General features: G+C 43.9%; 24 protein-coding genes. 7 read left to right on the top strand and 17 right to left on the bottom strand.

Annotation, left to right across the window (positions count from 1 at the left end):
* Positions 1-44: 44 nt before the first annotated feature.
* The 17 genes from rpsR to rpmH all read right to left on the bottom strand — a co-directional run bounded on the left by rpsR (position 45) and on the right by rpmH (position 13,824).
* On the bottom strand, positions 45-281 hold the full coding sequence (gene rpsR, locus VP98_RS15885; protein ID WP_046176393.1) for a 30S ribosomal protein S18: 237 nt from the start codon (positions 279-281) through the stop codon (positions 45-47).
* Between the two features lie 20 nt (positions 282-301).
* Entirely contained in the window at positions 302-832 is a 531-nt protein-coding gene (gene ssb / locus VP98_RS15880; RefSeq protein ID WP_046176392.1) for a single-stranded DNA-binding protein, read from the bottom strand.
* 76 nt (positions 833-908) lie between these two features.
* Positions 909-1,199, bottom strand: a complete 291-nt coding sequence (rpsF, locus tag VP98_RS15875; RefSeq protein WP_046176391.1) for a 30S ribosomal protein S6 — start codon at positions 1,197-1,199, stop codon at positions 909-911.
* Positions 1,200-1,412: 213 nt separating this feature from the next.
* Positions 1,413-2,159 carry an ABC transporter permease gene (locus tag VP98_RS15870; protein ID WP_082087959.1) on the bottom strand — a complete coding sequence of 249 codons (747 nt, stop codon included), beginning with the start codon at positions 2,157-2,159 and terminating at the stop codon, positions 1,413-1,415.
* A gap of 57 nt (positions 2,160-2,216) precedes the next feature.
* Positions 2,217-3,317 (bottom strand): redox-regulated ATPase YchF, encoded by a 1,101-nt coding sequence (gene ychF, locus VP98_RS15865; RefSeq protein ID WP_046176390.1) that lies wholly within the window; start codon positions 3,315-3,317, stop codon positions 2,217-2,219.
* 171 nt (positions 3,318-3,488) lie between these two features.
* Complete coding sequence (locus VP98_RS15860) at positions 3,489-3,686, bottom strand: DUF951 domain-containing protein (RefSeq protein ID WP_046176409.1); 198 nt, start codon at positions 3,684-3,686, stop codon at positions 3,489-3,491.
* The gene (locus tag VP98_RS15855; RefSeq protein ID WP_046176389.1) at positions 3,686-4,615 is read right to left on the bottom strand and encodes a mechanosensitive ion channel family protein; all 930 of its coding nucleotides are present in this window, start codon (positions 4,613-4,615) and stop codon (positions 3,686-3,688) included. Before VP98_RS15855 ends, VP98_RS15860 begins: the two co-directional genes overlap by 1 nt.
* Positions 4,616-4,757: 142 nt before the next feature.
* Complete coding sequence (locus tag VP98_RS15850) at positions 4,758-5,453, bottom strand: DUF554 domain-containing protein (protein WP_046176388.1); 696 nt, start codon at positions 5,451-5,453, stop codon at positions 4,758-4,760.
* Positions 5,454-5,456: 3 nt separating this feature from the next.
* On the bottom strand, positions 5,457-6,305 hold the full coding sequence (locus VP98_RS15845; protein WP_046176387.1) for a ParB/RepB/Spo0J family partition protein: 849 nt from the start codon (positions 6,303-6,305) through the stop codon (positions 5,457-5,459).
* The gene (locus VP98_RS15840; protein WP_046176386.1) at positions 6,298-7,059 is read right to left on the bottom strand and encodes a ParA family protein; all 762 of its coding nucleotides are present in this window, start codon (positions 7,057-7,059) and stop codon (positions 6,298-6,300) included. Before VP98_RS15840 ends, VP98_RS15845 begins: the two co-directional genes overlap by 8 nt.
* Positions 7,060-7,180: 121 nt before the next feature.
* Positions 7,181-8,014, bottom strand: coding sequence for a nucleoid occlusion protein (noc, locus tag VP98_RS15835; protein WP_046176385.1), 834 nt, complete (start codon positions 8,012-8,014; stop codon positions 7,181-7,183).
* 67 nt (positions 8,015-8,081) lie between these two features.
* Positions 8,082-8,798 (bottom strand): 16S rRNA (guanine(527)-N(7))-methyltransferase RsmG, encoded by a 717-nt coding sequence (rsmG, locus tag VP98_RS15830; protein WP_046176384.1) that lies wholly within the window; start codon positions 8,796-8,798, stop codon positions 8,082-8,084.
* Positions 8,799-8,813: 15 nt separating this feature from the next.
* On the bottom strand, positions 8,814-10,706 hold the full coding sequence (gene mnmG, locus VP98_RS15825; protein ID WP_046176383.1) for a tRNA uridine-5-carboxymethylaminomethyl(34) synthesis enzyme MnmG: 1,893 nt from the start codon (positions 10,704-10,706) through the stop codon (positions 8,814-8,816).
* Positions 10,707-10,730: 24 nt separating this feature from the next.
* Entirely contained in the window at positions 10,731-12,116 is a 1,386-nt protein-coding gene (gene mnmE, locus VP98_RS15820) for a tRNA uridine-5-carboxymethylaminomethyl(34) synthesis GTPase MnmE (protein ID WP_046176382.1), read from the bottom strand.
* Positions 12,117-12,336: 220 nt separating this feature from the next.
* Complete coding sequence (gene spoIIIJ, locus VP98_RS15815) at positions 12,337-13,086, bottom strand: YidC family membrane integrase SpoIIIJ (protein ID WP_046176381.1); 750 nt, start codon at positions 13,084-13,086, stop codon at positions 12,337-12,339.
* Positions 13,087-13,117: 31 nt separating this feature from the next.
* On the bottom strand, positions 13,118-13,480 hold the full coding sequence (gene rnpA, locus VP98_RS15810; protein ID WP_046176380.1) for a ribonuclease P protein component: 363 nt from the start codon (positions 13,478-13,480) through the stop codon (positions 13,118-13,120).
* A gap of 209 nt (positions 13,481-13,689) precedes the next feature.
* Positions 13,690-13,824 carry a 50S ribosomal protein L34 gene (gene rpmH / locus VP98_RS18650; protein ID WP_046180646.1) on the bottom strand — a complete coding sequence of 45 codons (135 nt, stop codon included), beginning with the start codon at positions 13,822-13,824 and terminating at the stop codon, positions 13,690-13,692.
* A 595-nt stretch (positions 13,825-14,419) separates the two neighbouring features.
* Here rpmH and dnaA point away from each other — a divergent pair.
* The 7 genes from dnaA (at position 14,420) to VP98_RS15770 (ending at position 24,227) form a co-directional block, all read left to right on the top strand.
* Positions 14,420-15,775 carry a chromosomal replication initiator protein DnaA gene (gene dnaA / locus VP98_RS15800; protein WP_046176378.1) on the top strand — a complete coding sequence of 452 codons (1,356 nt, stop codon included), beginning with the start codon at positions 14,420-14,422 and terminating at the stop codon, positions 15,773-15,775.
* 192 nt (positions 15,776-15,967) lie between these two features.
* Positions 15,968-17,104, top strand: a complete 1,137-nt coding sequence (dnaN, locus tag VP98_RS15795; protein ID WP_046176377.1) for a DNA polymerase III subunit beta — start codon at positions 15,968-15,970, stop codon at positions 17,102-17,104.
* A 94-nt stretch (positions 17,105-17,198) separates the two neighbouring features.
* Positions 17,199-17,435, top strand: coding sequence for a S4 domain-containing protein YaaA (gene yaaA, locus VP98_RS15790; protein WP_046176376.1), 237 nt, complete (start codon positions 17,199-17,201; stop codon positions 17,433-17,435).
* Positions 17,436-17,458: 23 nt separating this feature from the next.
* The gene (gene recF / locus VP98_RS15785; RefSeq protein WP_046176375.1) at positions 17,459-18,577 is read left to right on the top strand and encodes a DNA replication/repair protein RecF; all 1,119 of its coding nucleotides are present in this window, start codon (positions 17,459-17,461) and stop codon (positions 18,575-18,577) included.
* Between the two features lie 35 nt (positions 18,578-18,612).
* Positions 18,613-20,532: a DNA topoisomerase (ATP-hydrolyzing) subunit B gene (gene gyrB / locus VP98_RS15780; RefSeq protein WP_046176374.1), complete on the top strand. Its 1,920-nt coding sequence runs from the start codon at positions 18,613-18,615 to the stop codon at positions 20,530-20,532.
* 58 nt (positions 20,533-20,590) lie between these two features.
* A complete protein-coding gene (gene gyrA / locus VP98_RS15775) occupies positions 20,591-23,062 on the top strand; it encodes a DNA gyrase subunit A (RefSeq protein WP_046176373.1) in 2,472 nt (823 codons plus the stop codon).
* A 100-nt stretch (positions 23,063-23,162) separates the two neighbouring features.
* The gene (locus tag VP98_RS15770) at positions 23,163-24,227 is read left to right on the top strand and encodes an HD-GYP domain-containing protein (protein ID WP_046176372.1); all 1,065 of its coding nucleotides are present in this window, start codon (positions 23,163-23,165) and stop codon (positions 24,225-24,227) included.
* The last annotated feature ends 219 nt before the right edge of the window (positions 24,228-24,446 follow it).

The raw sequence follows: 24,446 nt of genomic DNA, 5'->3' as shown, positions 1-24,446 counted from the left end.
AAAAGCACAATGCTGGTTACCAGCATTGTGCTTTGTATTCGTTCTTATCTTTCTTCTCCAACGAATGGAAGAAGTGCTACCTGACGCGCGCGTTTGATTGCAATTGTCAAACGGCGTTGGTATTTGGCGCTTGTTCCTGTAACGCGGCGCGGAAGGATTTTTCCACGTTCAGATACGAACTTTTTAAGCAAATCTACATCTTTATAATCGATATGTGTAATACCGTTAGATGTGAAATAGCAAACCTTTTTACGCTTACGTCCACCTCTGCGTCCTGCCATGAGTTTCCCCTCCTTTTTACTTAGAATGGAAGATCATCGTCTGAAATATCGATCGGCTGACCGTTGTCTGCAAACGGATCATCATTCATTTTTGAATAACCGCTATTGTTATTGCTGCGCTGTTGATTCTGTTGCTGCTGGCCAAATGGAAAATCCTGATTTTGCTGTCCGCCATAACCGCCGCCCTGCTGTTGAGGAGCGCTGCCATACTGGCCGCCGCCTCCGCCACCGGATTTAGGTTCAAGGAATTGGACGCTGTCCGCCTGGACTTCTGTCACGTAAACGCGCTTTCCGTCCTGGCCTTCATAATTGCGTGTTTGAATTCGCCCTTCCACGCCGGCAAGGCTTCCTTTTTTCAAGAAGTTTGCCACGTTTTCAGCCGGACGCCGCCAGATCACACAATTAATAAAGTCTGCCTCCCGGTCACCCTGCTGGTTTGTATACGTACGGTTTACCGCAAGCGTAAACGTTGCAACAGCTGCGCCGGATGGCGTATAGCGCAATTCAGGATCTTTCGTTAAACGGCCTACTAAAACCACTCGGTTTATCATCAGAATCAACTCCTTTTCTTTTAAAATGTTTCATCCCGAAACACGATGAAAAAGATGTGTATTTATGGCGTTATGATTACTTTTCTTCTTTAACAACGATATGACGGATAATGTCATCGCTGATTTTCGCAAGACGGTCAAATTCATTTACTGCAGCTGCATCTGCAGCGTTAGCATGAATTAGCTGGTAGTAGCCTTCGCGGAAATCATTGATTTCGTACGCTAAACGGCGTTTACCCCATTCTTTTGACTCGATGATTTCTGCACCGTTTGAAGTAAGGATGTTGTCAAAACGCTCAACTAGCGCTTTTTTCGCATCATCTTCAATATTCGGGCGGATAATGTACATGAATTCGTACTTTCTCATCTTCGTTCACCTCCTCGTGGACTATGCGGCTGCCAAGTTCCTGTCTGCAGGTTTGACAGCAAGGAGCAAATTTTCATTACTCACAAGTTGAAATTATACCATGTTTTTTTCAACAGCGCAATATTTTTCTGGAATTACTTAAAAGAAGGGAGACTTACAGCAGTGTGGGTGAACACTTCTTAAGTATAGAACATTCGTTTGCAACAAGCAACTTTAAAACATTTTTTGCCTGTAAAAACAGGGATATGTTAAAAATGAAACGATCATGGCAGTGATGGCTGTGTTGCCAAATGTCGTCAGAGCGATGACCAGCTGGTATTTTACCGCGGTGACAGGCGGCGCTCCGGCGATAATCGCACCTGTCATCATCCCCGGCAGCTGAACTAAACCGATCGTTTTCATTCCTTCCATACTTGGAATAAGGGCCGCTTTGACCGTTGCTTCAATCAGTTCCTGGGACGCCTGGCGCGGTGTTGCGCCAAGCGCCAGCTTTCCCATAATCAGCTCTTTCGTTAAATCAAATTCTCTCTTGAGCCTGTCGAACACAAGACTAACCGCCACCATGGAGCTGCCGATAATCATTCCGCTCATCGGCAGGATGTACTGTGCTTTAAATTCTACAATGTCAAAAGTCACCCATATTACAATAGATATAAGCTCTGCAGTTAAAAGGGCAGCGAGCGCAATCCAAAACGAATAACGAAATTCACTGCCGCGTTTAGCGGATGTCCGGGCAGCAACTATAATCATGACAAAAATAATAGCCAGAAAAAGAGCCGATGTTTCAATTGAAAACACAAAGGTAATAATGTAGCCAATGATCGTTAGCTGAATAAAAGCCCGGAGCGAAGCAATGATCATTTCTTTTGAAATACCAAGTTTTTGTTTATATGAAAGCCAGAACGGAATCGTCATAAACAAAAATGAAGCCATCAGGGCAGCGTAACTAATATCTTTCAAAACAGCACCTCCATACAACAAAACTCCACCGGATACCGGTGGAGTGGGTTAACATAATTAAACGTTAAAACGGAAGTGAACCACATCTCCGTCTTGCATAATGTATTCTTTTCCTTCAAGGCGGACTTTTCCGGCTTCTTTGGCTGCATTCATTGATCCGTATCCAACCAAATCATCATAAGAAACCGTTTCGGCGCGGATAAAGCCGCGTTCAAAATCACTGTGAATAATGCCAGCACACTGCGGCGCTTTCATTCCTTTTCGGAACGTCCAGGCACGCACCTCCTGAACACCCGCCGTAAAGTACGTAGCAAGTCCTAAAAGAGAGTAAGCGGCTGTGATTAATTGGTCAAGGCCGGACTGCTCGATGCCAAGCTCTTCAAGGAACATTGCTTTTTCATCATCTTCAAGCTCAGCAATCTCTTCTTCTACTTTGGCGCTGATAACAATCACTTCTGATCCTTCTCCAGCAGCGTATTCACGCACTTTTTGCACATGTTCATTAGTTGATGAGTCTGCAATTTCTTCCTCGCTTACATTGGCTACATATAGCATAGGCTTCGCCGTCAGCAAGTGCAGCTGTTTAACAATTTTTTGCTGCTCTTCGGTAAATTCAATGGAGCGCGCCGGCTTATCAGCTTCAAGTGCTTCTTTAACAAGCACAAGCACGTCATGCTCCGCCACCGCATCCTTATCTTTTTGCTTCGCAAGCTTTGCCACGCGAGTCAAACGCTTATCAACCGATTCCAGGTCGGCCAAAATAAGCTCCAGATTAATAACTTCGATATCATCAATCGGGTCTACCTTGCCGGAAACGTGGGTAATGTTTTCATCATCAAAGCAGCGGACAACCTGGCAGATAGCATCCACTTCACGAATATGGGATAAAAATTTGTTTCCAAGTCCTTCTCCCTTGCTCGCTCCTTTTACAATGCCTGCGATATCCGTAAATTCAAACGCAGTTGGAATTGTTTTTTTCGGTGTAACCATTTCTGTTAATTTCGCCAGGCGCACATCCGGTACTTCTACAATACCGACGTTCGGATCGATTGTACAAAACGGATAGTTGGCCGATTCGGCTCCTGCTTTTGTAATTGCGTTAAATAAAGTCGATTTCCCAACGTTCGGAAGACCAACAATTCCTGCTGTTAATGCCATATTATTTGTTCACTCCTTGTTTTCTGTAAAACGGACATTTTATTCTAAACCTTTCCTCATTATATGGACTGTACGTAAAAAAGGCAACGTAAGAAAGGCGGCTTAACCCGGACACTTGAGAAGCAGCATATAAAATCATTTGTTCAATCTATATAGATACAAAAAAGCGGCTCATTCGCCGCTTTCTGTCAGTACCTTTTTTACTTTTTTGGAAAACTCCCGGCGCGGCAGCATGACGCTGTGCCCGCAGCCCTGACATTTGATTCTTATATCCATGCCAAGACGAATAATTTTCCAGCGGTTTGTGCCGCATGGATGGGCTTTTTTCATTTCAACAACATCGTTTAATTCAAATTGCTTTTCTTCCATCATGCCGTCCCTCCGCTTTTTGCTCGTTTTGATTCTGCCTGTGCCTCTTGGTCGCTGCGTGAATACATCACCATCCGCGGATACGGAATTTCAATTCCATTTGCATCCAGGCATTCTTTAATATCTTTACGCATCATCCGGGCCACGTACCAGTGATTCATTGGTGTGGTTTCCGCTGTAATTCGAAGGGTTACATCAGATGGCGCCAAAGTTTGAATACCAAGCAGCTTTGGGGTGTCAACAATTTCCGGATATTTGTCTTTGAGCGTCTCCAGCAATCCATTAATCACTTTTTCTGCTTCTTCAATGTTTTCTTCATACGCAATTCCCACGTCTACCACGGCTACACTGTTGTGAAGAGAAAAGTTTGTTACCTCAATAATACTGCCGTTTGGGATAATATGAATCTCGCCCGTCCATACCTTCAGCTTTGTCGTACGCAGGCCAATCTCTTCAACTGTTCCTTCAAACTGACCGATGCGGACAAAGTCGCCTACCGAGAACTGATCCTCAAAAATAATAAAAAAACCGGTAATAACGTCTTTCACCAGGCTCTGGGCGCCAAAACCAATTGCGAGGCCAAGAACACCAGCACCGGCAATCAATCCTTTTACATCAAAGGTCAAAACACCAAGTATATTAACAAGAGCGATAAAATAAACCACATAAGCAAGAACGTTTTCGATCAATTTTAATAGAGTATTTTCACGCCGTTCAGAAAAATGGATTGGTGCTTTTGAGCGGATTGAAAAGAAATTCCGTATGGCAATCTTTCCGACCTTGACAATAAGCCACGCCGCTATAATAGTCAGGGTAATTTTAAGGGCCCCTTCTCCAAAAGCAAGCCATGTTTCTTCATTGGTGAATTTTGCCCATAGCGATTCGAGGGCACGCTGGTACGTTGATAAAGTTTGTTCCTGTTCCTTCAAAAAAAGCCCTCCTTTTACTAGTAAAACAAGTCGTTATCATTTTAACAGGAGGAAGCGTTTTTTTACAGAGAAGTGATTGAAAAGCAAGTTTTCCGCAGACACTTCAAAAAGACTGACGACTTCGTCGACAGTCTCAAATGGTTCATGGCCAGATGGTTACAAAAATGGCGGTGAACATGATAGCAGGGAGCAGATTTGCAACCCTTATATTTGTCATATTAAGCAAATTGAGACCGATGGCAAAGATCATGATACCGCCGGCTGATGTCATTTCAGTTATGAATGCATCCATCCATTCCTGCGAAACAAATCGATTGATCTGTGTGGCAAATAAAGCAATCAATCCCTGATAAAGAAAAACAGGAATAGCAGAAAATATCACGCCAATCCCTAGCGTTGTTGTTAAAATCAAGGCGGTGACTCCATCAATCAGCGACTTGGTAAAAAGCACTTCATGATTACCCCGGATGCCGCTGTCAAGCGCTCCAATAATGCCCATTGCCCCAATAACAAAAATAAGTGTCGCGGTAACAAAGCCCTGTGATATGCTGCTTTTTCCCTCTGATCCAACTTTTCTTTCCAGCCACTGGCCAAGCTCATTAAGCCGGTCATCAATTCTTAGCAGCTCGCCGGTGAGCGCACCGGCGACCAGACTAATAATAACGATCAAAAAGTTTTCACTTTTTAGTCCCATCTGCAGTCCAAGAACTATAACAGCAAGGCCAATCGCATGCATTACTGTTCCTTTTATTCCTTCAGGGATGCGTGCCAGCAGCATGCCAAGCAGTGCACCCGCTGTAATTGCAATTCCATTGACAAGTGAACCTGTTATAAACATTTTCTACCCTCTATCATCAAGCATTTCTAAAATACGGTTTAAATCGTCTGCTGACATATACTCAATTTCAATTTTGCCTTTTTCACCGCTTTTGAACTGGCGGATTTGAACCGTTGTGCCGAACCGCTCCCGAAGCGCCTCTTCCCGGTCTAAAATAAAAATATCTTTTTTTGCAGGCTTCGTTTCACGTGAAACATTTTCTTTCGATTCACGGATCCAGTTTTCAAGCTGGCGGACTGTCCATCCTTCTGCAGCTGTTTTTTGAGCTGCTTCAATCTGCTTTTTCTTTGGCTTTACTCCCAGCAGAGCTCGGGCATGTCCCATTGAAAGCTTGTCGTCCCCGATCATCCCCTGGATTTCTTCCGGCAATTCAAGCAGACGCACATAATTAGAAATGTGAGGACGGCTTTTGCCGATGCGGGAAGCGAGCTCGGCCTGGGTAACATGTAACTTTTCGATAATCAGCTGATAGGCAGCTGCTTCTTCCATCACTGTTAAATCTTCACGCTGAAGGTTTTCAAGCAAAGCCAGCTCCATCATCTGCGCTTCCGTCAAATCTTTGATGATCGCCGGCACTTCCTTCATCCCTGCTGCCTTGGCAGCGCGGTAACGGCGCTCTCCTGCCACAATCTCGTAGCCTTTAATGCTTTTCCGAAGAACGATCGGCTGCAAAATACCATGTGACTGAATCGATTGCTTCAGTTCCTCAATTGCCTCTTCATTAAATATCTTTCTTGGCTGGTGGGGATTAGGACGAATATCTTTCACTGAAATATCCTGCACAGTGCTGTTCTTATCCGGCCCCAAATCTGTAAAAAGTGCATCCAGTCCTCTGCCAAGCCCTTTAGCCATGCGCTGCCACCTCTTTCGCGAAATCAAGATACACTTCTGCACCGCGTGAGCGTCCATCATACAATAAAACCGGTTTGCCGTGGCTCGGCGCTTCACTTAGCCGTACATTACGCGGAATCACCGATTTATATACTTTATCATGAAAATACTTTTTCACTTCCGCTGCTACTTGAATGCTTAAATTGGTCCGCGCATCAAACATCGTTAACAAAACACCTTCTATGTAAAGGTCTTTATTTAAATGTTTTTGTACAAGGCGGACCGTGTTTAGCAACTGATTTAATCCTTCCAGCGCATAATATTCACATTGAACTGGAATTAAAACAGAATCCGCTGCCGTTAATGCGTTAATTGTCAATAAACCAAGCGAAGGCGGACAGTCAATAATCACATAATCAAAGCTTTCGCGGAGCGGCTCAAGAGCTCTTTTCAGACGTAATTCCCGGGAAATAGCCGATACAAGCTCGATTTCAGCCCCGGCCAGAGCAATAGTAGCGGGTGCGGCATACATCCCTTCTACTGACGTCTGTTTAATAACATCCGTCAGTTCTACATCATCTACAATTACATCATAGATGCACTGCTCAACGCTTTTTTTTTCGATTCCTGCCCCGCTTGTTGCATTTCCCTGGGGATCTATATCAAGAAGAAGTACTTTTTTGCCCAATGAAGCGAGTGACGCCCCAAGGTTTACTGATGTTGTTGTTTTTCCTACGCCGCCTTTTTGATTGGCGACTGCCATTACTTTTCCCACAAGAAGCCACCTGCTTTCATCCATCGGTGTTATCTGTTTTCTATTTTATCAAAATTGAAGCATTTTGGCTTTTAATGCCGTAAAAAAAAGCCGCTTTTCTGTAAAAACGGCGTTTTAAGAACTATTTTGGTTTTTTCGGAATTTGAATGGTAATCCGATAAAACTCTTCGTTGTCCTCTTCTGACTGTTCCACATTGATCCCGCTTTGCTCTACAAGGGCAAGTGACTGGCGGATCGTATTTAATGCGATGCGTATATCACGGCTGACCGCTTTTGTACGGGGCTTTGGCGGCTCTTTTTCCAGCATTTTGACTACCCGGTCTTCTGTTTGCTTTACATTAAGCTGTTTATCGATCACTGTTTGAAGAAGCTCGCATTGCAGCTCGGGCTTTTTCAGCGGCAACAGCGCTCTTGCGTGCCGCTCGGTTATCGCTCTTTCCGCAACTGCCTGCTGTACTTCTTCAGGCAGCTTTAGTAATCGAAGCTTATTCGCAACAAATGACTGGCTTTTCCCTACCATCTCGGCAAGTGTCTGCTGTGTTGTTTTATTTAAATCCAGCAGCTTTTTGTAGGCGACCGCTTCTTCAATGGGAGACAGTTCCTCACGCTGAACATTTTCAATAATCGCCGCCGAGGCGGTTTGTTCATCTGTAAACGAACGAATAATAGCAGGAACTGTTTCATGGCCAAGACTTTTTGCGGCCCGAAAGCGCCGTTCTCCTGCGATAATTTCGTATTTTTCCTCTTCTATTTGCCGAACAACAATCGGCTGAATCATACCGTGAATTGCAATGGTTGATGCCAATTCTGCAATTTTTTCTTCTTGAAACATACGACGCGGCTGGAATTGATTCGGTTCAATCGATTCTACCGCCAGCTCTTTTACTTCATCTACCGGAAGCATCATAGCGGTTTCACTTTTTCCGCCAAACAAACGGGAAAAAGGACGCTTCATGTTCACACCACCTTTTCATTCTCCATTCTGATAGTATTCGCCATGAGGCGCCCTGTTCCTGCTCAAACTATTCGATTGGCATTTTATTCGGTGTACCTGCTTTGCGCGGGTACTTTTTCGGTGTTTCTTTTTCTTTTCGAATTACGATAATAGTACGCTCACTGTTTTCAATGGGCAGGCGAAACGAAAAAACTTCTTCTGCTTTGCCGCCCAGTGTTTGAATCGCTTTTGCGGCTGCTTCCATTTCATCAGCAGCACTGGCTGCTTTCATCGCGACAAAGGTGCCGCCCGTTTTGGCAAACGGCAGGCACAGCTCGGACAAAACCGACATACGGGCAACAGCCCGGGCTGTGACAAGGTCATACTGCCCCCGATGCTCTGCTTTTTGTCCCATTTCTTCTGCTCTTCCATGAACAAATTGTACGTTGTCCAGTTTTAGTTCAGCAGCCAGGTGATTTAAAAAAGTAATTCGTTTATTTAATGAATCAATAATCGTCACCTGCAAATGAGGAAACGCAATTTTTAATGGAATGCTTGGAAAACCGGCACCCGCTCCAACGTCGCAAATGCGGAGCGGCTTTGTTAAATCCGTGTACATGGCTGCTGTAAGCGAATCATAGAAGTGTTTCATGTAAACCTCTTCTTGATCTGTGATCGCCGTCAAATTCATTTTTTCATTCCACTCAACAAGCAGCTCATAGTAGCGGTTAAATTGAGAAAGCTGCTGTTCGGATAAATCAATTCCCTTTGAAGCCAGTTCGGATTGAAATTGGTCGATTTTCATACGTTCGTTCCTTTCTTATTCGCTGGCGGTACGTGCAACGCGGCCCTGTTCAATGTAAACAAGCAAAATAGAAATATCAGCCGGATTTACACCTGAAATGCGTGATGCCTGTGCAATAGAAAGCGGCCGGACTTCTTTTAAGTTTGTCCGTGCTTCATTGGCAATTCCGCTTACTGCATCATAATCAATATCAGCCGGGATTTTTTTGTTTTCCATCTTCTTCATGCGTTCTACTTGCTGAAGCGACTTTTCAATATAGCCCTCATATTTAATTTGGATTTCTACTTGCTCTTCTACTTCTTCATCGAGAGGCACGGCGGATGGAATTAATTGCTTAATAGCAGTATATGTCATTTCCGGGCGCCGCAAAAGATCAGCTCCGCGGATGCCATCTTTTAATTCACTTCCGCCTGCTTCGCGAATAACCGTCTGTGTTTTTTCATCCGGCTTGATAATCGTTGCTTTTAACCGGTCGATTTCTGCAGCGATTGCTTCTTTTTTCTCCGTAAATGCAGCATAGCGCTCTTCAGAAATCGTTCCAATTTTACGGCCGATTTCTGTCAGGCGAAGATCCGCGTTATCGTGGCGCAGCAGCAGACGGTACTCCGCACGGGATGTTAGCAAGCGGTATGGTTCACTTGTTCCTTTTGTGACAAGATCATCGATCATAACCCCAATGTAGGCGTCAGACCGGCTCAGCACGACTTCTTCTTTGCCAAGCACGCTGCATGCCGCATTGATGCCGGCCATTAACCCCTGTCCGGCTGCTTCTTCATAACCGGACGTACCGTTAATCTGCCCGGCCGTGTATAAGTTTTTCACTCTTTTTGTTTCCAGTGTCGGCCATAGCTGTGTCGGCACAACTGCATCATATTCAATCGCATAGCCCGCACGCATCAGCTGAGCTTTTTCAAGACCCGGGATCGTCCGAAGCATCCGGTACTGTACATCTTCCGGAAGGCTTGTTGAAAAGCCCTGTACATAAACTTCTTCTGTGTTGCGCCCTTCCGGTTCAAGGAAAATCTGGTGGCGCGGCTTGTCGTTAAAACGAACAACCTTGTCTTCGATTGATGGGCAATAACGCGGTCCGCGGCCTTTAATAACACCCGAGTACATAGGTGAACGGTGCAGATTTTCACCAATAATGCTGTGTGTTTCTTCGTTTGTATACGTAAGCCAGCATGGCAGCTGATCCGTAATATACTCCTTTGTTTCATAGCTGAACGCACGCGGAACATCGTCGCCAGGCTGAATTTCCGTTTTTGAATAATCAATGGTCTTGCTGTTGACCCGCGGCGGCGTGCCTGTTTTAAAGCGGACAAGCTCAAAGCCAAGCTCCTCTAGATGCTCGGACAGCTTGACAGAAGGCTGCTGATTGTTCGGGCCGCTGGAATATTTCAAATCACCGATAATAATTTCACCGCGCATAAACGTTCCGCTTGTAATAATAACCGCTTTTGAGCGATAAACAGCTCCTGTTTGCGTAATAATTCCCCGGCACTCGCCCTCTTCTATAATTAAACGCTCAGCCATTCCCTGAATAAGCGTCAAATTTGGCTCGTTTTCAATTGTTTTTTTCATTTCCTGCTGATACAGTACTTTATCCGCCTGCGCACGCAATGCCCGCACAGCTGGCCCTTTTCCTGTGTTCAGCATTCTCATTTGAATATGGGTTTTATCAATATTTTTAGCCATTTCGCCGCCAAGAGCATCAATTTCACGGACGACAATTCCTTTCGCCGGACCGCCGACGGACGGGTTGCATGGCATATAAGCGATCATATCAAGGTTAATGGTAATCATTAATGTTTTGGCACCAGTCCGTGCAGAAGCAAGACCGGCTTCTACTCCAGCATGGCCTGCCCCAATGACAATCACTTCATATTCGCCTGCTTCATAGTAATTCATGCTGTTTTTCTTCCTTTCTGTTCCTTATTTTCCGAGGCAAAATTGTGAAAACAGCTGATCAATTAAGCTTTCGTGGACGCTTTCACCGATAATTTCACCGAGCAGCTCCCACGTTCTTGTTAAATCAATTTGAACGATATCAATCGGCACGCCTGCTTCTACACCGCTAATCGCGTCCGAAATAGAACGGTTAGCCTGGTTTAACAGGGCGATATGCCGTGAATTAGATACATACGTCATATCCTGGGCACCAACTGCACCCGAGAAAAAGAGGCCTGCTATGGCTTCTTCCAATTCATTAATTCCCTGCTCTTCAAGAAGTGATGTTGTTACAAGACGGCTTTCGCCGGCTAGCTGCTTTACACGATCCATGTTTATTTTCGGCATAAGATCCGTTTTATTTACAATAACAATGACATCCATGCCGCTTGCTGCTTCAAAAAGTTTTTCATCTTCCGGTGTCAGGTCGTCGGAATAGTTTAACACAAGTAAGATTAAATCGGCTTCTTTTAAGACTTTTCTTGACCGTTCCACACCGATCCGCTCAACAATATCTTCTGTTTCACGGATACCGGCCGTGTCCACAAGACGGAGCGGCACTCCCCGCACGTTTACATACTCTTCAATAACGTCCCGTGTTGTACCTGGAATATCGGTTACAATGGCTTTGTTTTCCTGCACCAGGGCATTAAGAAGTGAAGATTTCCCGACATTTGGGCGTCCAATAATAACCGTGGACAATCCTTCGCGCAAAATCTTCCCCTGTTCAGCTGTTCGAAGCAGTCCTTCAATTTCTGATTGAACAAACTGTGACTTTTCTAAAAGTACGCGATGTGTCATTTCTTCCACATCGTCATATTCGGGATAATCAATATTTACTTCCACATGGGCCAGTGTTTCTAAAATTTCCTGGCGCAGCCGCTGGATAAGCTTTGATAAACGTCCTTCTACTTGATTAAGAGCAACGTTCATTGCTTTATCTGTTTTCGCTCGAATTAAATCCATGACCGCTTCTGCCTGTGACAAATCGATGCGTCCGTTTAAAAAAGCCCGCTTTGTGAATTCTCCTGGTTCAGCAAGACGAGCCCCTTCATTCAATACAAGCTGCAATACACGGTTAACAGCCGTTATGCCTCCGTGGCAGTTAATTTCAACGACATCTTCACGTGTAAACGTTCTTGGGCCTTTCATCAACGACACCATCACTTCTTCCGCAACCCGGCCTGTGGATGGTTCGATTAAATGACCATAATGAATTGTATGGCTTGGCACTGTGGACAATTTTTTTTGTCCTGGTGCTTGAAATACTTTATCCGCAATCGCGATCGCTTGATCACCGCTCAGCCGGACGATCGCAATCGCTCCCTCTCCAGGCGGTGTTGAAATAGCGGCAATTGTATCAAATTCCAATTTGTTCACCTCTTTCATATTGATGCTGGTATATGTTATTGCCTATTGGCTTTCATGTCATTCCCTAAATAAATAGAATACCACAGCATGTGTTTGAATAAAAGGAAGAGAATCATCCACATGTTGATAACTTTCCGTCTATACCTCTGTTCCTTTTGGGGCATTTTCCCTTTTTCTACATATAAAAAAGAGACACTGCTAAAAAGCAGTGTCTCTTTTTTTATGAACTTGCAGAATTCTTTTTTGCCGGCATTCCATTAATGACCAGTGTCTGGATAATCATGAAAATACTTCCGACAACCCAGTAAAGGGCAAGAGCGGATGGAAGCGTGATTCCGAAAACAATAATCATGATCGGCATCAGCCAGAGCATCATCTGCATTTGCGGATTTTGATTGGCCGTTCCCGCCATCATTAGCTTTTGCTGGAAGAATGTAAACACACCGGCCAGAACAGATAAAATAATATCCGGTGAACCGAGGTCAAACCATAAAAAAGTATGGTTTCTGATTTCTGCTGTGCGCATAATTGCCTGGTACAATCCAATAATGATCGGCATTTGAACTAAGATTGGAAAACAGCCGGCAAGCGGATTTACTCCATGCTTTTGGAACAGCGCCATGGTTTCCTGCTGGAGCTTTTGCTGTGTCTGCGCATCCTTTGACTTATACTTTTCTTGAATCTTTTTGATTTCCGGCTGTATCTCCTGCATCGCTTTGGCGCTTTTCGTCTGCTTAATCATAAGCGGCAAAATAACAATCCGGATAATGATAGTAACGGCGATGATTCCAGGTCCATAGCCGCCTACCAGGTCAGATGTAGCTGTAATAAACTGCGACAGCGGATAAATAACGTATTCATTCCAGAATCCTTCACTTTCCGCTGTAATATCCTGATTTACTTCCGTACATCCTGCAAGCAAGACGGAAAAAAGAGCTATGATCAGGAATGAAAGCGTTCTTTTGTTCAAGCGGTTGCGCCCCCTGTCATTGGCTTAGTTCTTATTTAAGTGGATCCGTTTTTTCTCCCTGAAGCGCCCGCGCCAGTTTCATTACATGTATAAGGCTCCCTTTTACGTCGGCATAAGACATATCAGCAGCAGGCTTTCGGGCAATGATAATAAAATCATAACCGGCTTTAATATCTGCCTTTAGCTCCGTAAAGCTTTGTCTTATGTACCGCTTAATGCGGTTACGTACGACTGCATTTCCCAGCTTTTTGCTGACGGACAGGCCAAGCCGAAACGGAACATTTTGTTCTTTTTTATACATATATACAACAAACTGGCGATTCGCGAACGACTTACCTTTACTAAAGACCGTTTGAAAATCGTCGTTTTTTTTAATGCGGAATGATTTTTTCATATATGGCACCTGCCGGATATTTTTATGGATTAAAAGCTAATCTCGGCCGACTTTTTTACGGCTTCGAGGATCAAAGACTAATCTCACGGCTTTTTGCCAGAATATCTTTTCGCTCTATTTCCTATAATCTCAAAGATCCACGGAGCGCTTTATACTGCTGCTCCGTTGAAATCTTTTAGAAAAAAAGACCACTGAAATGGTCAGTGGTCTTATGCAGATAGTACTTTTCTGCCTTTAGCACGGCGGCTTGCTAGAACACGGCGTCCGTTTTTAGAACTCATGCGTGCACGGAACCCATGAACTTTACTTCTTTTGCGTTTATTAGGCTGATACGTTCTTTTCATTATTAAAACACCTCCCTGAGGTTTTAAAATCATATTTTCAAACAGTCTTTGTTAATTATAAGGACGTGCATGTATCCTGTCAACCAAATTTTAATCCGGCCAAAAAGCAAAATTATTTCACTGTCTTTTTGATGGAGAATTTTTGTTGTACAGAACTCCCCTTTTATTGACTTCTTTTTCGCTGTGGACGGCAATCGACAGCATTTTACTATTATCCACAGCTTCTTCGTCATTCTTTTCACAAGTCCTCACCCTGTGGACAATCTTTTTAACAAGGGATTAGAGACTGTGGATAATCACCCCAAGCCATTGCAACCTCTCACTTTTTCTGATATTATTATTTTGTTTTCACTCTGGATAACCTAAATTCGACATATTATATATCCACAACTGTGGATAATGTGTGGAAAAATAACAAACAGGGTGTTTTTATTTTTATCCACAGGCTGTAGATTTTGTCGAAAAACTAGTTTTATCCTATTATATATTTATTCACAAACATTGTCATGCATAATTATGAATTCACATCGAAATCCAGTTGCTTGAGGTTGTACAAATATTAAACAAACGTACAGACAGAAGTAAGGAGGGGCCAATGGAAAACATCGATGATTTATGGAATAAGGTGCTGGAGCGCATCCAGGCACGAATCAGCAAGCCGAGTTATGAAACATGGGTAAAATCAACAAAAGCTCATTCTCTTCATGGCAGCGCTATTGTTGTTGCAGCACCTAACTTTTTTAACCGTGATTGGCTTGAAGGGCACTACACGCACTTAACATCTGAAATTATTGGTGAATTAACAGGGGAAAAGCTGGACGTTTATTTTATTTCACCAGATGTCCATGATATGGAGTCGTATGTACCGCCAACACACCGTTCCGAGCAGCAGACACCCGTTCCCAAACAAAGCGGGGAAGCAACAATCCAAAGCATGCTGAATCCAAAATACACGTTTGATACATTCGTTATCGGATCCGGCAACCGATTCGCCCATGCCGCATCGCTTGCCGTCGCGGAAGCACCAGCAAAAGCCTATAACCCATTATTCATCTATGGGGGCGTTGGATTAGGAAAAACCCACCTGATGCACGCCATTGGCCATTACGTAATCGAACACAATCCGGGTGCAAAGGTAGTCTATTTGTCATCCGAAAAGTTTACAAATGAATTCATTAATTCGATTCGCGATAACAAAGCGGTGGAATTTCGAAACAAATATCGAAATGTAGATGTGCTGCTTATTGATGATATTCAGTTTTTGGCAGGGAAGGAGCAGACGCAGGAGGAGTTTTTCCATACATTCAATACTCTTCATGAAGAAAGCAAGCAAATTATTATCTCAAGTGACCGGCCGCCTAAAGAAATCCCGACACTTGAGGACCGGCTGCGCTCCCGCTTTGAATGGGGCTTAATCACCGACATTACGCCGCCTGATCTTGAAACCCGGATTGCGATCCTGCGCAAAAAAGCACGGGCAGAAAACCTGGATGTGCCAAATGAAGTAATGCTGTATATTGCGAACCAAATCGATACAAATATTCGAGAGCTTGAAGGAGCTTTGATTCGGGTCGTTGCTTACTCATCTTTAATTAACAAAGAAGTGAATGCGACAGTTGCAGCAGACGCCTTAAAGGATATTATTCCAGGAGCCCGCCCAAAAGTTATCACCATTCCAGATATCCAGCGGGTTGTCGGGGAACAGTACGGAATTCGATTAGAAGATTTTACAGCCAAGAAGCGGACAAAATCGGTTGCGTTTCCCAGACAGGTGGCTATGTACTTATCACGTGAACTCACTGATTTTTCACTCCCTAAAATCGGCGAGGAGTTTGGCGGACGTGATCATACAACGGTCATTCATGCGCATGAAAAAATCTCAAAGCTTATGGAGACGGATCCTGTGACCGCTCAAAAAGTAAAAGAGATTATCACCATTTTAAAAGCTTAATAAGCTGTTAATAAAAAAGGGCGTCCATCAACAGTCTGTCCACATGTGGATAGGCTGTTATTATTTCGTTTATACCCACTTATCCACAAATCAACAAGGCCTACTACTACGACTATTATTTTTTTAATATAAAATAATAAAAAGAGTTGTTTCATAGAAAAATTATTTAAAAATAATTTTGGAGGGGTTCCCATGAAATTTTCGATTCAAAAAGACCGGCTTGCTGCCGGCGTGCAGGATGTACTAAAAGCAGTAAGCTCCAGAACGACTATTCCTATTTTGACGGGAATCAAAATTCACGCTTCTGATGAAGGGATTACATTGACGGGGAGTGACTCTGACATTTCAATTGAATCGTTTATTCCAATTGAAGAAGAGGGTGTCTCTATCGCTGCAATCGAGGAAACAGGAGGTGTTGTTTTAAATGCCCGGTTCTTCAATGAAATTGTCCGCAAACTGCCTGCTTCAACGATCGAGCTTGAAACATCGCCGGCATTCCAGACTATTATTCGTTCAGGACACGCGGAGTTTAATTTGAATGGCCAGGATGCAGATGAGTATCCGCACCTGCCTCAAATTGACGATGAAAACCTGTTTAAACTGCCCGCAGATCTTGTTAAAACACTTATCCGCCAAACAGTATTCGCGGTGTCTGCATCTGAAACACGCCCCATTTTAACGGGAGTAAATTGGAAAATTGAAAATGGCACGCTCATTTGCACCGCTACGGACAGCCATCGCCTCGCACTTCGCAAAACGGCAGCAGAGGGGCTCCCGGAAGGTGAATACAACGTTGTCATTCCAGGGAAAAGCCTAACAGAATTGAGTAAAATTTTGGATGATACAAATGATCCTGTTGAAATTGTTATGACGGAAAATCAAGTTCTGTTCCGTTCAAAAAACGTTTTGTTTTTCTCCCGGCTGCTTGATGGAAACTATCCCGACACAAGCCGGCTTATCCCAGAAGAATACAAAACAAAAATCGATTTAAACACAAAGGAATATTTACAGGCCATTGACCGTGCTTCACTTCTGGCACGGGAGGGGCGGAATAATGTGGTGAAAATGAGCAGCGCTGCTCATGGAACTGTTGAGATTTCATCGAATTCACCGGAAATCGGAAAAGTAACCGAACAAGTAAACAGCCTGTCATCTGAAGGGGAGGAACTAAAAATCTCGTTCAGTGCAAAATATATGATGGATGCCCTCAAAGCGATCGAAGGAACGGAAATTGAAATTCAATTTACCGGTGCTATGCGCCCGTTTGTTATTCGGCCGCTTCATGATGATTCTACTTTGCAATTAATTTTGCCAGTGCGCACATACTAAATCTAACTCCGAAAAAGCGGGGCGTATTGGCTCCGCTTTTTTCGTATTTATGTTAAAATAAAGTATTAGGATATTTACGGAGGAACCCAAACTTATGACGACAAAAAACACAGAAAACGAGGAGTTTATCACCCTGGGCCAGTTTTTGAAGCTGGCTGGCATCATTCAGACCGGAGGCCAGGCGAAATGGTACTTAAGCGAGCATGAAGTATACGTCAACGGAGAACTTGATGCCAGGCGCGGTCGAAAGCTTTTTGAAGGGGATGAGGTAGAGATACCCGGAGACGGCGTGTATGAAGTGGGATTCGGAAATGAGGAAGACAGCGATTAACAGCCTTCGAAAGGTGTTTTCATATGCACATTAAACAACTGGCCTTGGAAAACTATCGGAATTATGAATCACTTCTCGTTGAATTTGATAATACTGTTAATGTTATCATCGGCGAAAATGCTCAAGGGAAAACAAATGTTATCGAGTCTATCTATGTTCTGGCAATGGCTAAATCGCACCGGACCTCAAATGACAAAGATTTAATTCGCTGGGAAGCGGAGTATGCTAAAATAAAAGGGCGAGTGCAAAAAAAGCATCAGTCACTGCCGATTGAGCTTCTCATTTCAAAAAAAGGCAAAAAAGCCCGGATCAATCATTTAGAACAAACGCGGCTCAGCCAATATATCGGTAATATGAATGTCGTCATGTTTGCCCCGGAAGACTTAACACTTGTAAAAGGCAGCCCGCAAGTAAGAAGACGGTTTATTGACATGGAAATTGGGCAGGTCTCACCTGTTTATTTACATGACTTAAGCCTTTACCATAAAGTGCTGCAGCAAAGAAACCATTATTTGAAGCAGCTACAAACAAAAAAAAGGTCAGACTTTACTATGCTTGATGTCCTGACAGAGCAGCTGATAGAATTGGCGGTCAAGGTGACAAGAAAGCGATTTGAATTTATCCGGCTTCTTCAGCAGTGGGCTGGTCCGCTGCATTCTGGTATTTCACGCGGCATTGAAACTCTTTCTATTTTGTATGAGCCAGCTGCCGGCATCAAGGAAGAGCAGAGTGCTGACCAAATGCGTTCCTCCCTGCTGGAGACATTTCATAAAGGCCGTTCAAGGGAAGTAGATCGAGGGGTGACATTAACCGGACCGCATCGTGATGATCTTCTTTTTTATGTAAATGGAAAAAATATTCAAACGTTTGGCTCGCAAGGCCAGCAGCGGACAACCGCTCTTGCCGTGAAGCTGGCTGAAATAGAGCTGATCCAATCGGAAATCGGTGAATATCCGATTTTGCTGCTCGATGATGTTTTATCGGAGTTAGATGATTACCGCCAATCACATTTACTAAATACAATTCACGGAAAAGTGCAGACATTTGTAACCACAACAAATACAGATGGCATCGAGCACAATACGTTAAATGCCGCATCGGCCTACAGCGTCACTGCCGGTGCGATTACACAAATAAAATAAGATTTTACCGAAAGAGAAGGTGACTGGATTTGACTATGGAACCGCAAAATGCGACACCTTCCTATGATGAAAATCAAATACAGGTGCTCGAAGGACTTGAAGCTGTCCGCAAGCGTCCAGGTATGTATATTGGTTCAACAAGTGCAAAAGGGTTGCACCACCTCGTCTGGGAAATTGTCGATAACAGTATCGATGAAGCATTAGCCGGTTATTGTGATGAAATTAATGTCATCATAGAAGAAGATAACAGCATTACCGTTAAGGATAATGGACGCGGCATTCCGGTCGGCATTCATGAAAAAATGGGCCGTCCGGCTGTTGAAGTTATTTTAACGGTTCTCCACGCCGGAGGGAAATTCGGCGGCGGGGGATATAAGGTATCCGGCGGCCTTCATGGTGTTGGCGCCTCGGTCGTTAACGCACTTTCAACACTTTTAGAAGTATATGTTCACCGCGAAGGAAAGATTCATTATCAGGCGTTTAAGCGGGGTGTTCCACAGGAGGACTTAAAAGTAGTTGGCGAAACAGATATTACAGGAACTCACATTCATTTCCGTCCTGATGGAGAAATTTTCACTGAAACGCTCGTGTATGACTATGATACGCTGGCACAGCGGCTTCGGGAGCTTGCTTTCTTAAACCGCGGCATTAAAATTACGCTTGAAGATAAACGTGAAGAGAACAAAAAGAATGAATACCATTACGAAGGCGGCATCAAATCGTACGTAGAACACTTGAACCGCACAAAAGAAGTGCTCCATGAAGAAGCTATTTTCATGGAAGGTGAGCGCGAAGGCATCCAGGTGGAAGTGGCTCTTCAATACAATGATGGCTACACAAGCAATATTTATTCATTCGCCAACAATATCAGCACGCATGAAGGTGGAACACACGAATCTGGTTTTAAAACAGCGCTGACACGTGTTATTAACGATTATGCACGTAAAAATGGCCTTGCCAAGGAAGCGGACGGCAACTTATCTGGAGAAGACGTGCGTGAAGGGCTGACAGCGATTATTTCAATAAAGCACCCTGATCCGCAGTTTGAAGGGCAAACGAAAACCAAGCTTGGCAATTCGGAAGCACGGACAGTTACCGATAATGTTTTTGCTGGCCGTTTTGAAACCTTTATGCTTGAAAACCCGAATACAGCAAGAAAGATTGTTGAAAAGGGAATGATGGCTGCGCGTGCAAGAATGGCTGCCAAGAAAGCTCGTGAACTGACGCGCCGGAAAAGCGCGCTGGAAGTATCAAGCCTGCCTGGAAAATTAGCAGACTGTTCATCTCGCGATCCTAAGATCAGCGAGCTGTATATTGTAGAAGGAGACTCGGCGGGCGGTTCAGCAAAACAGGGACGTGACCGTCACTTCCAGGCCATCCTGCCGCTGCGCGGGAAAATTTTAAATGTTGAAAAAGCGCGCCTTGATAAAATTCTTTCCAACAATGAAGTCCGAGCCATGATTACGGCTCTCGGCACGGGCATTAGCGAAGAGTTTGATTTATCAAAAGCACGTTATCATAAATTGGTTATCATGACAGATGCGGATGTAGACGGCGCTCATATTCGGACGCTTCTTTTAACCTTCTTTTTCCGCTATATGCGTCCTCTTATCGAGGCGGGCTATGTTTATATCGCTCAGCCGCCGCTTTACAAGGTGCAGCAGGGTAAAAACATCAGCTATGCTTATAATGACCATGAACTGGATGAAATCATGAAAAACATTCCGGCCAATGCAAAACCGGCTTTGCAGCGCTATAAAGGTCTTGGAGAAATGAATCCGTCCCAGCTCTGGGAAACAACGATGGATCCCTCTACACGCACACTGCTGCAAGTGACATTGAAGGATGCCATGGAAGCGGATGAAACATTTGAAATTTTAATGGGCGATAAAGTAGAGCCACGCCGCAAATTTATTCAGGACAACGCAAGTTACGTTAAAAATCTTGATATATAAGTTGAGAAAGCGTCCGTTGCTGCGGGCGCTCCGACTTTTTTAAAAGGGAGGATTTTTCATGGCTGATACGCCAAGCTCCAACGTAAAAGAGATTAATATAAGCCAGGAAATGCGGTCATCGTTCCTTGACTATGCAATGAGCGTTATCGTATCCAGGGCACTTCCGGATGTGCGGGATGGGCTGAAGCCTGTTCACCGCCGAATTTTATACGCAATGAATGACCTCGGCATGACAGCTGATAAAGCATATAAAAAATCGGCCCGTATCGTCGGGGATGTTATCGGTAAGTATCACCCTCACGGCGACTCAGCTGTATATGAGACAATGGTGCGGATGGCGCAGGACTTTAACTACCGTTATATGCTTGTGGATGGACATGGAAACTTTGGTTCAGTTGACGGTGATGCGGCAGCGGCTATGCGTTATACAGAAGCGCGTATGTCTAAAATCGCGATGGAAATTACTCGGGATTTAAACAAAGACACAATCGATTATAAAGACAACTATGATGGATCTGAACGGGAACCGGTTGTTTTGCCGGCTCGTTTCCCAAATCTGCTTGTAAACGGTGCGTCTGGTATTGCGGTCGGCATGGCAACCAACATTCCGCCTCACCAGCTTGGAGAAGTGATTGATGCAATCCTCGCAGTCAGCAAAAATCCGGATATCTCTATTCTTGAATTAATGGAGTATATCCCCGGTCCAGATTTTCCGACCGCCGGCATTTTAATGGGCCGCAGCGGAATTCGGCGCGCTTATGAAACAGGACGCGGTTCCGTCATTTTGCGTGCCCGTACCGAAATTGAAGAAAAAGCAAATGGCAAAGAAACGATTATTGTAACGGAAATTCCTTATCAGGTTAATAAGGCCAAACTCATTGAACGTATTGCTGAACTTGTCCGGGACAAAAAGATTGACGGTATTACGGACCTTCGTGATGAATCAGACAGAGAAGGAATGCGGATTGTAATGGAAATTCGCCGTGATGCTAATGCAAGTGTGGTGTTGAATAATTTATACAAATACACCGCCATGCAGACAAGCTTTGGTATTAATATGCTGGCGCTTGTAAACGGGCGTCCTAAAGTGCTTACCTTGAAGGAATGCTTAACACATTACTTGGCGCACCAGCAGGAAATTATCCGCCGGCGTACACAGTTCGATTTGAATAAAGCAGAAGCGCGCGCCCACATTTTAGAAGGCCTTCGCATTGCATTGGATCATATCGACCGGATTATTGCTTTGATCCGCGGCTCACAAACAACAGACATTGCACGTGAAGGACTGATGGAACAGTTTGGTTTGTCTGAAAAGCAGGCACAGGCTATTTTAGATATGCGCCTTCAGCGTCTTACAGGTCTTGAAAGAGATAAGATTGAAGAAGAATACCAAAATCTTATTGCCTTAATAAAAGAGCTAAGAGCCATTTTGGCGGATGAAGAAAAAATTCTGGAAATTATCCGTGAAGAACTGCTTGAAATTAAAAACCGATTTGATGACAAGCGCCGGACAGAGATTACAGATGGAGCACCAGGTGATTTACTGGATGAAGATTTAATTCCGGTTGAAAAAATTATTATTACGCTGACGCATAAAGGCTATATTAAGCGCCAGCCGATCTCGACCTACCGAAGCCAGCGCCGGGGCGGACGCGGCATCCAGGGAATGGGTACAAATGAAAATGATTTTGTAGAGCAGCTTCTTACAACTTCGACCCATGACACGATTCTCTTCTTTACAAACAAAGGGAAAGTATACCGCCTCAAAGGCTACCAGATTCCTGAATTCAGCCGGACGGCTAAAGGCATACCGCTCGTTAACCTGCTGGGCGTTGAACAAGATGAATGGGTCAATTCCATGCTGTTCGTTGAAAAGTTCACCGAGGATTCTTTCCTGTTCTTTGCAACCAAGCAGGGAATTGTCAAGCGGACACCGTTAATGGACTACGCCAATATCCGGACAAATGGCTTAATTGCTCTTAATATCCGCGAGGAAGATGAACTCATCTCCGTTCGGTTAACGGATGGCAGCAAGCATATCGTGATGGGAACACGTAACGGAATGCTTATCCGTTTCCCGGAAGATAACGTTCGCTCTATGGGGCGTACCTCAACAGGCGTAAAAGGCATTACTCTGTCAGATGGGGACTACGCGGTTGGAATGGAACTTGTTGAAGAAAATGATTACATCTTGATCGTTACAGAGAATGGTTACGGAAAACTAACTTCAGAAGCAGAGTACCGCATTCAAACACGGGGCGGCAAAGGCCTGAAGACTCTTAACATCACGGGCAAAAATGGACCTCTTATTGCAGTTAAAACTGTTACCGGGGAAGAAGACTTGATGCTGATTACAATGGGTGGTGTCATGATTCGGATGGACATTGCTTCGATTTCCATTACCGGCCGAAATACACAGGGCGTTAAACTGATTCGTCTGGGAGAAAATGAAACAGTGGCCACAGTAGCAAAAGTTGAAAAAGAAGATGAAGAAATATTAGAAGAAGGCGAAGAAGACATACAGGAGTAAAGACAAAGCACAGGTGATTCAATCATCCTGTGCTTTTTGTCTATCTATTTTAGTTTATTTTCTTTATAATTAGGTAAAAAGGCTTAATAAGAGGTGAAGTATGTATATAGCTGTTGAAAATATCAAACCTGGATATCGGGTAAAAGAAGATGTTGTAGGCCAAACATCCAGCCCCATTGTATCGGCGGGAACCATTTTAACTGAACAGCACATTCGATTTTTGCACGCTTTTTCCATAAAATCCATAGATGTAATGATTGACGAAGAAAATATAACTGCCCCGCTGCAGACGGCATCTGCTTCCGCCAGCGTACTGCCGGATTTCGATACAATGGAACGGCTTTACTTTAAAACACTGGAAAGGGTTAAGGAAGAATTTGTACGGTGGCAATCCGGGATGAATGTAGAAATTGCCCGAATGCGCACCATTATTCTTCCTATTCTGGAGTACACTCTGGAAAATCCAAAAGAGCTTCACAATATTTCGGCTTATTCTAAAAAGGATGACTATCTTTATCACCACACATTATCAGTTGGGTTGTTAAGCGGCATGATCGCCCAAAAACTGAATTACGACAAAGGGCTGATTGTTCAATCCGCACTTGCCGGATTATTAGCAGACTGCGGCATGTCGAAAATTAAAATGTCTTTGCTGACGAAAGGGACCGCCTTAACGGAAAGTGAGTACAAAGAAATTCAAAATCATCCTGTAACCAGCTATAAGATGGTTAAAGACTTAAATCTTCTTAAGCCGGAAGCAAAGCTGGCAATTTACCAGCATCATGAACGTCTGGATGGCTCTGGTTACCCGCAGGGAGCAAAAGGACAAACTGTTCATTTGATGTCACAGCTGGTCGGGCTGGCTGATACGTATCATGCGTTAACAACGGAACGGCTATTCCGCGGAAGGCAGTCTGTGTTTAAAGCGATAGAAACGATTCAGCAGGATTTGTTTGGGCAGTTTGATTTTTCCGTAGTAGAAGCGCTGATTTCTTTAACAGCGGAATTATCAGCCGGTACACGAGTAACTTTGTCGGATGGAATGGCCGGAAAGGTAATGTTTGTTCAGTCTGCCCACAAAACAAGACCGCTTGTCCAACTTACAAATGGAGAAGTTGTTGACCTGGTGAAAAGAAGAGACCTATACATCGAAAAAAGCGAGTAGAAAACAGCCAAATATAAAAAGGCTGTTTTTTTATCGAAAAAGCTTGTGTTTCTCTTTTTTACGTGGTATATTATTTAAGTCGCTGGATGACAGTGATTTTGAGATGTAAATTGAACATTGAAAACTGAACAAAATCAATAAAAACGTCAACGTTTTAATTTTTTACTTTCAATTAGAAGTACGCCCCGTACTTCTAATTGAAACAAATGAGCAAGTCAA

It is taken from the genome of Domibacillus indicus (assembly GCF_000970685.1).
In the GTDB taxonomy this organism is placed as follows: Bacteria; Bacillota; Bacilli; order Bacillales; family Domibacillaceae; genus Domibacillus; species Domibacillus indicus.
Note: the sequence above shows the minus strand (reverse complement) of the source record. Positions and strands in the feature narration are given on the sequence as shown.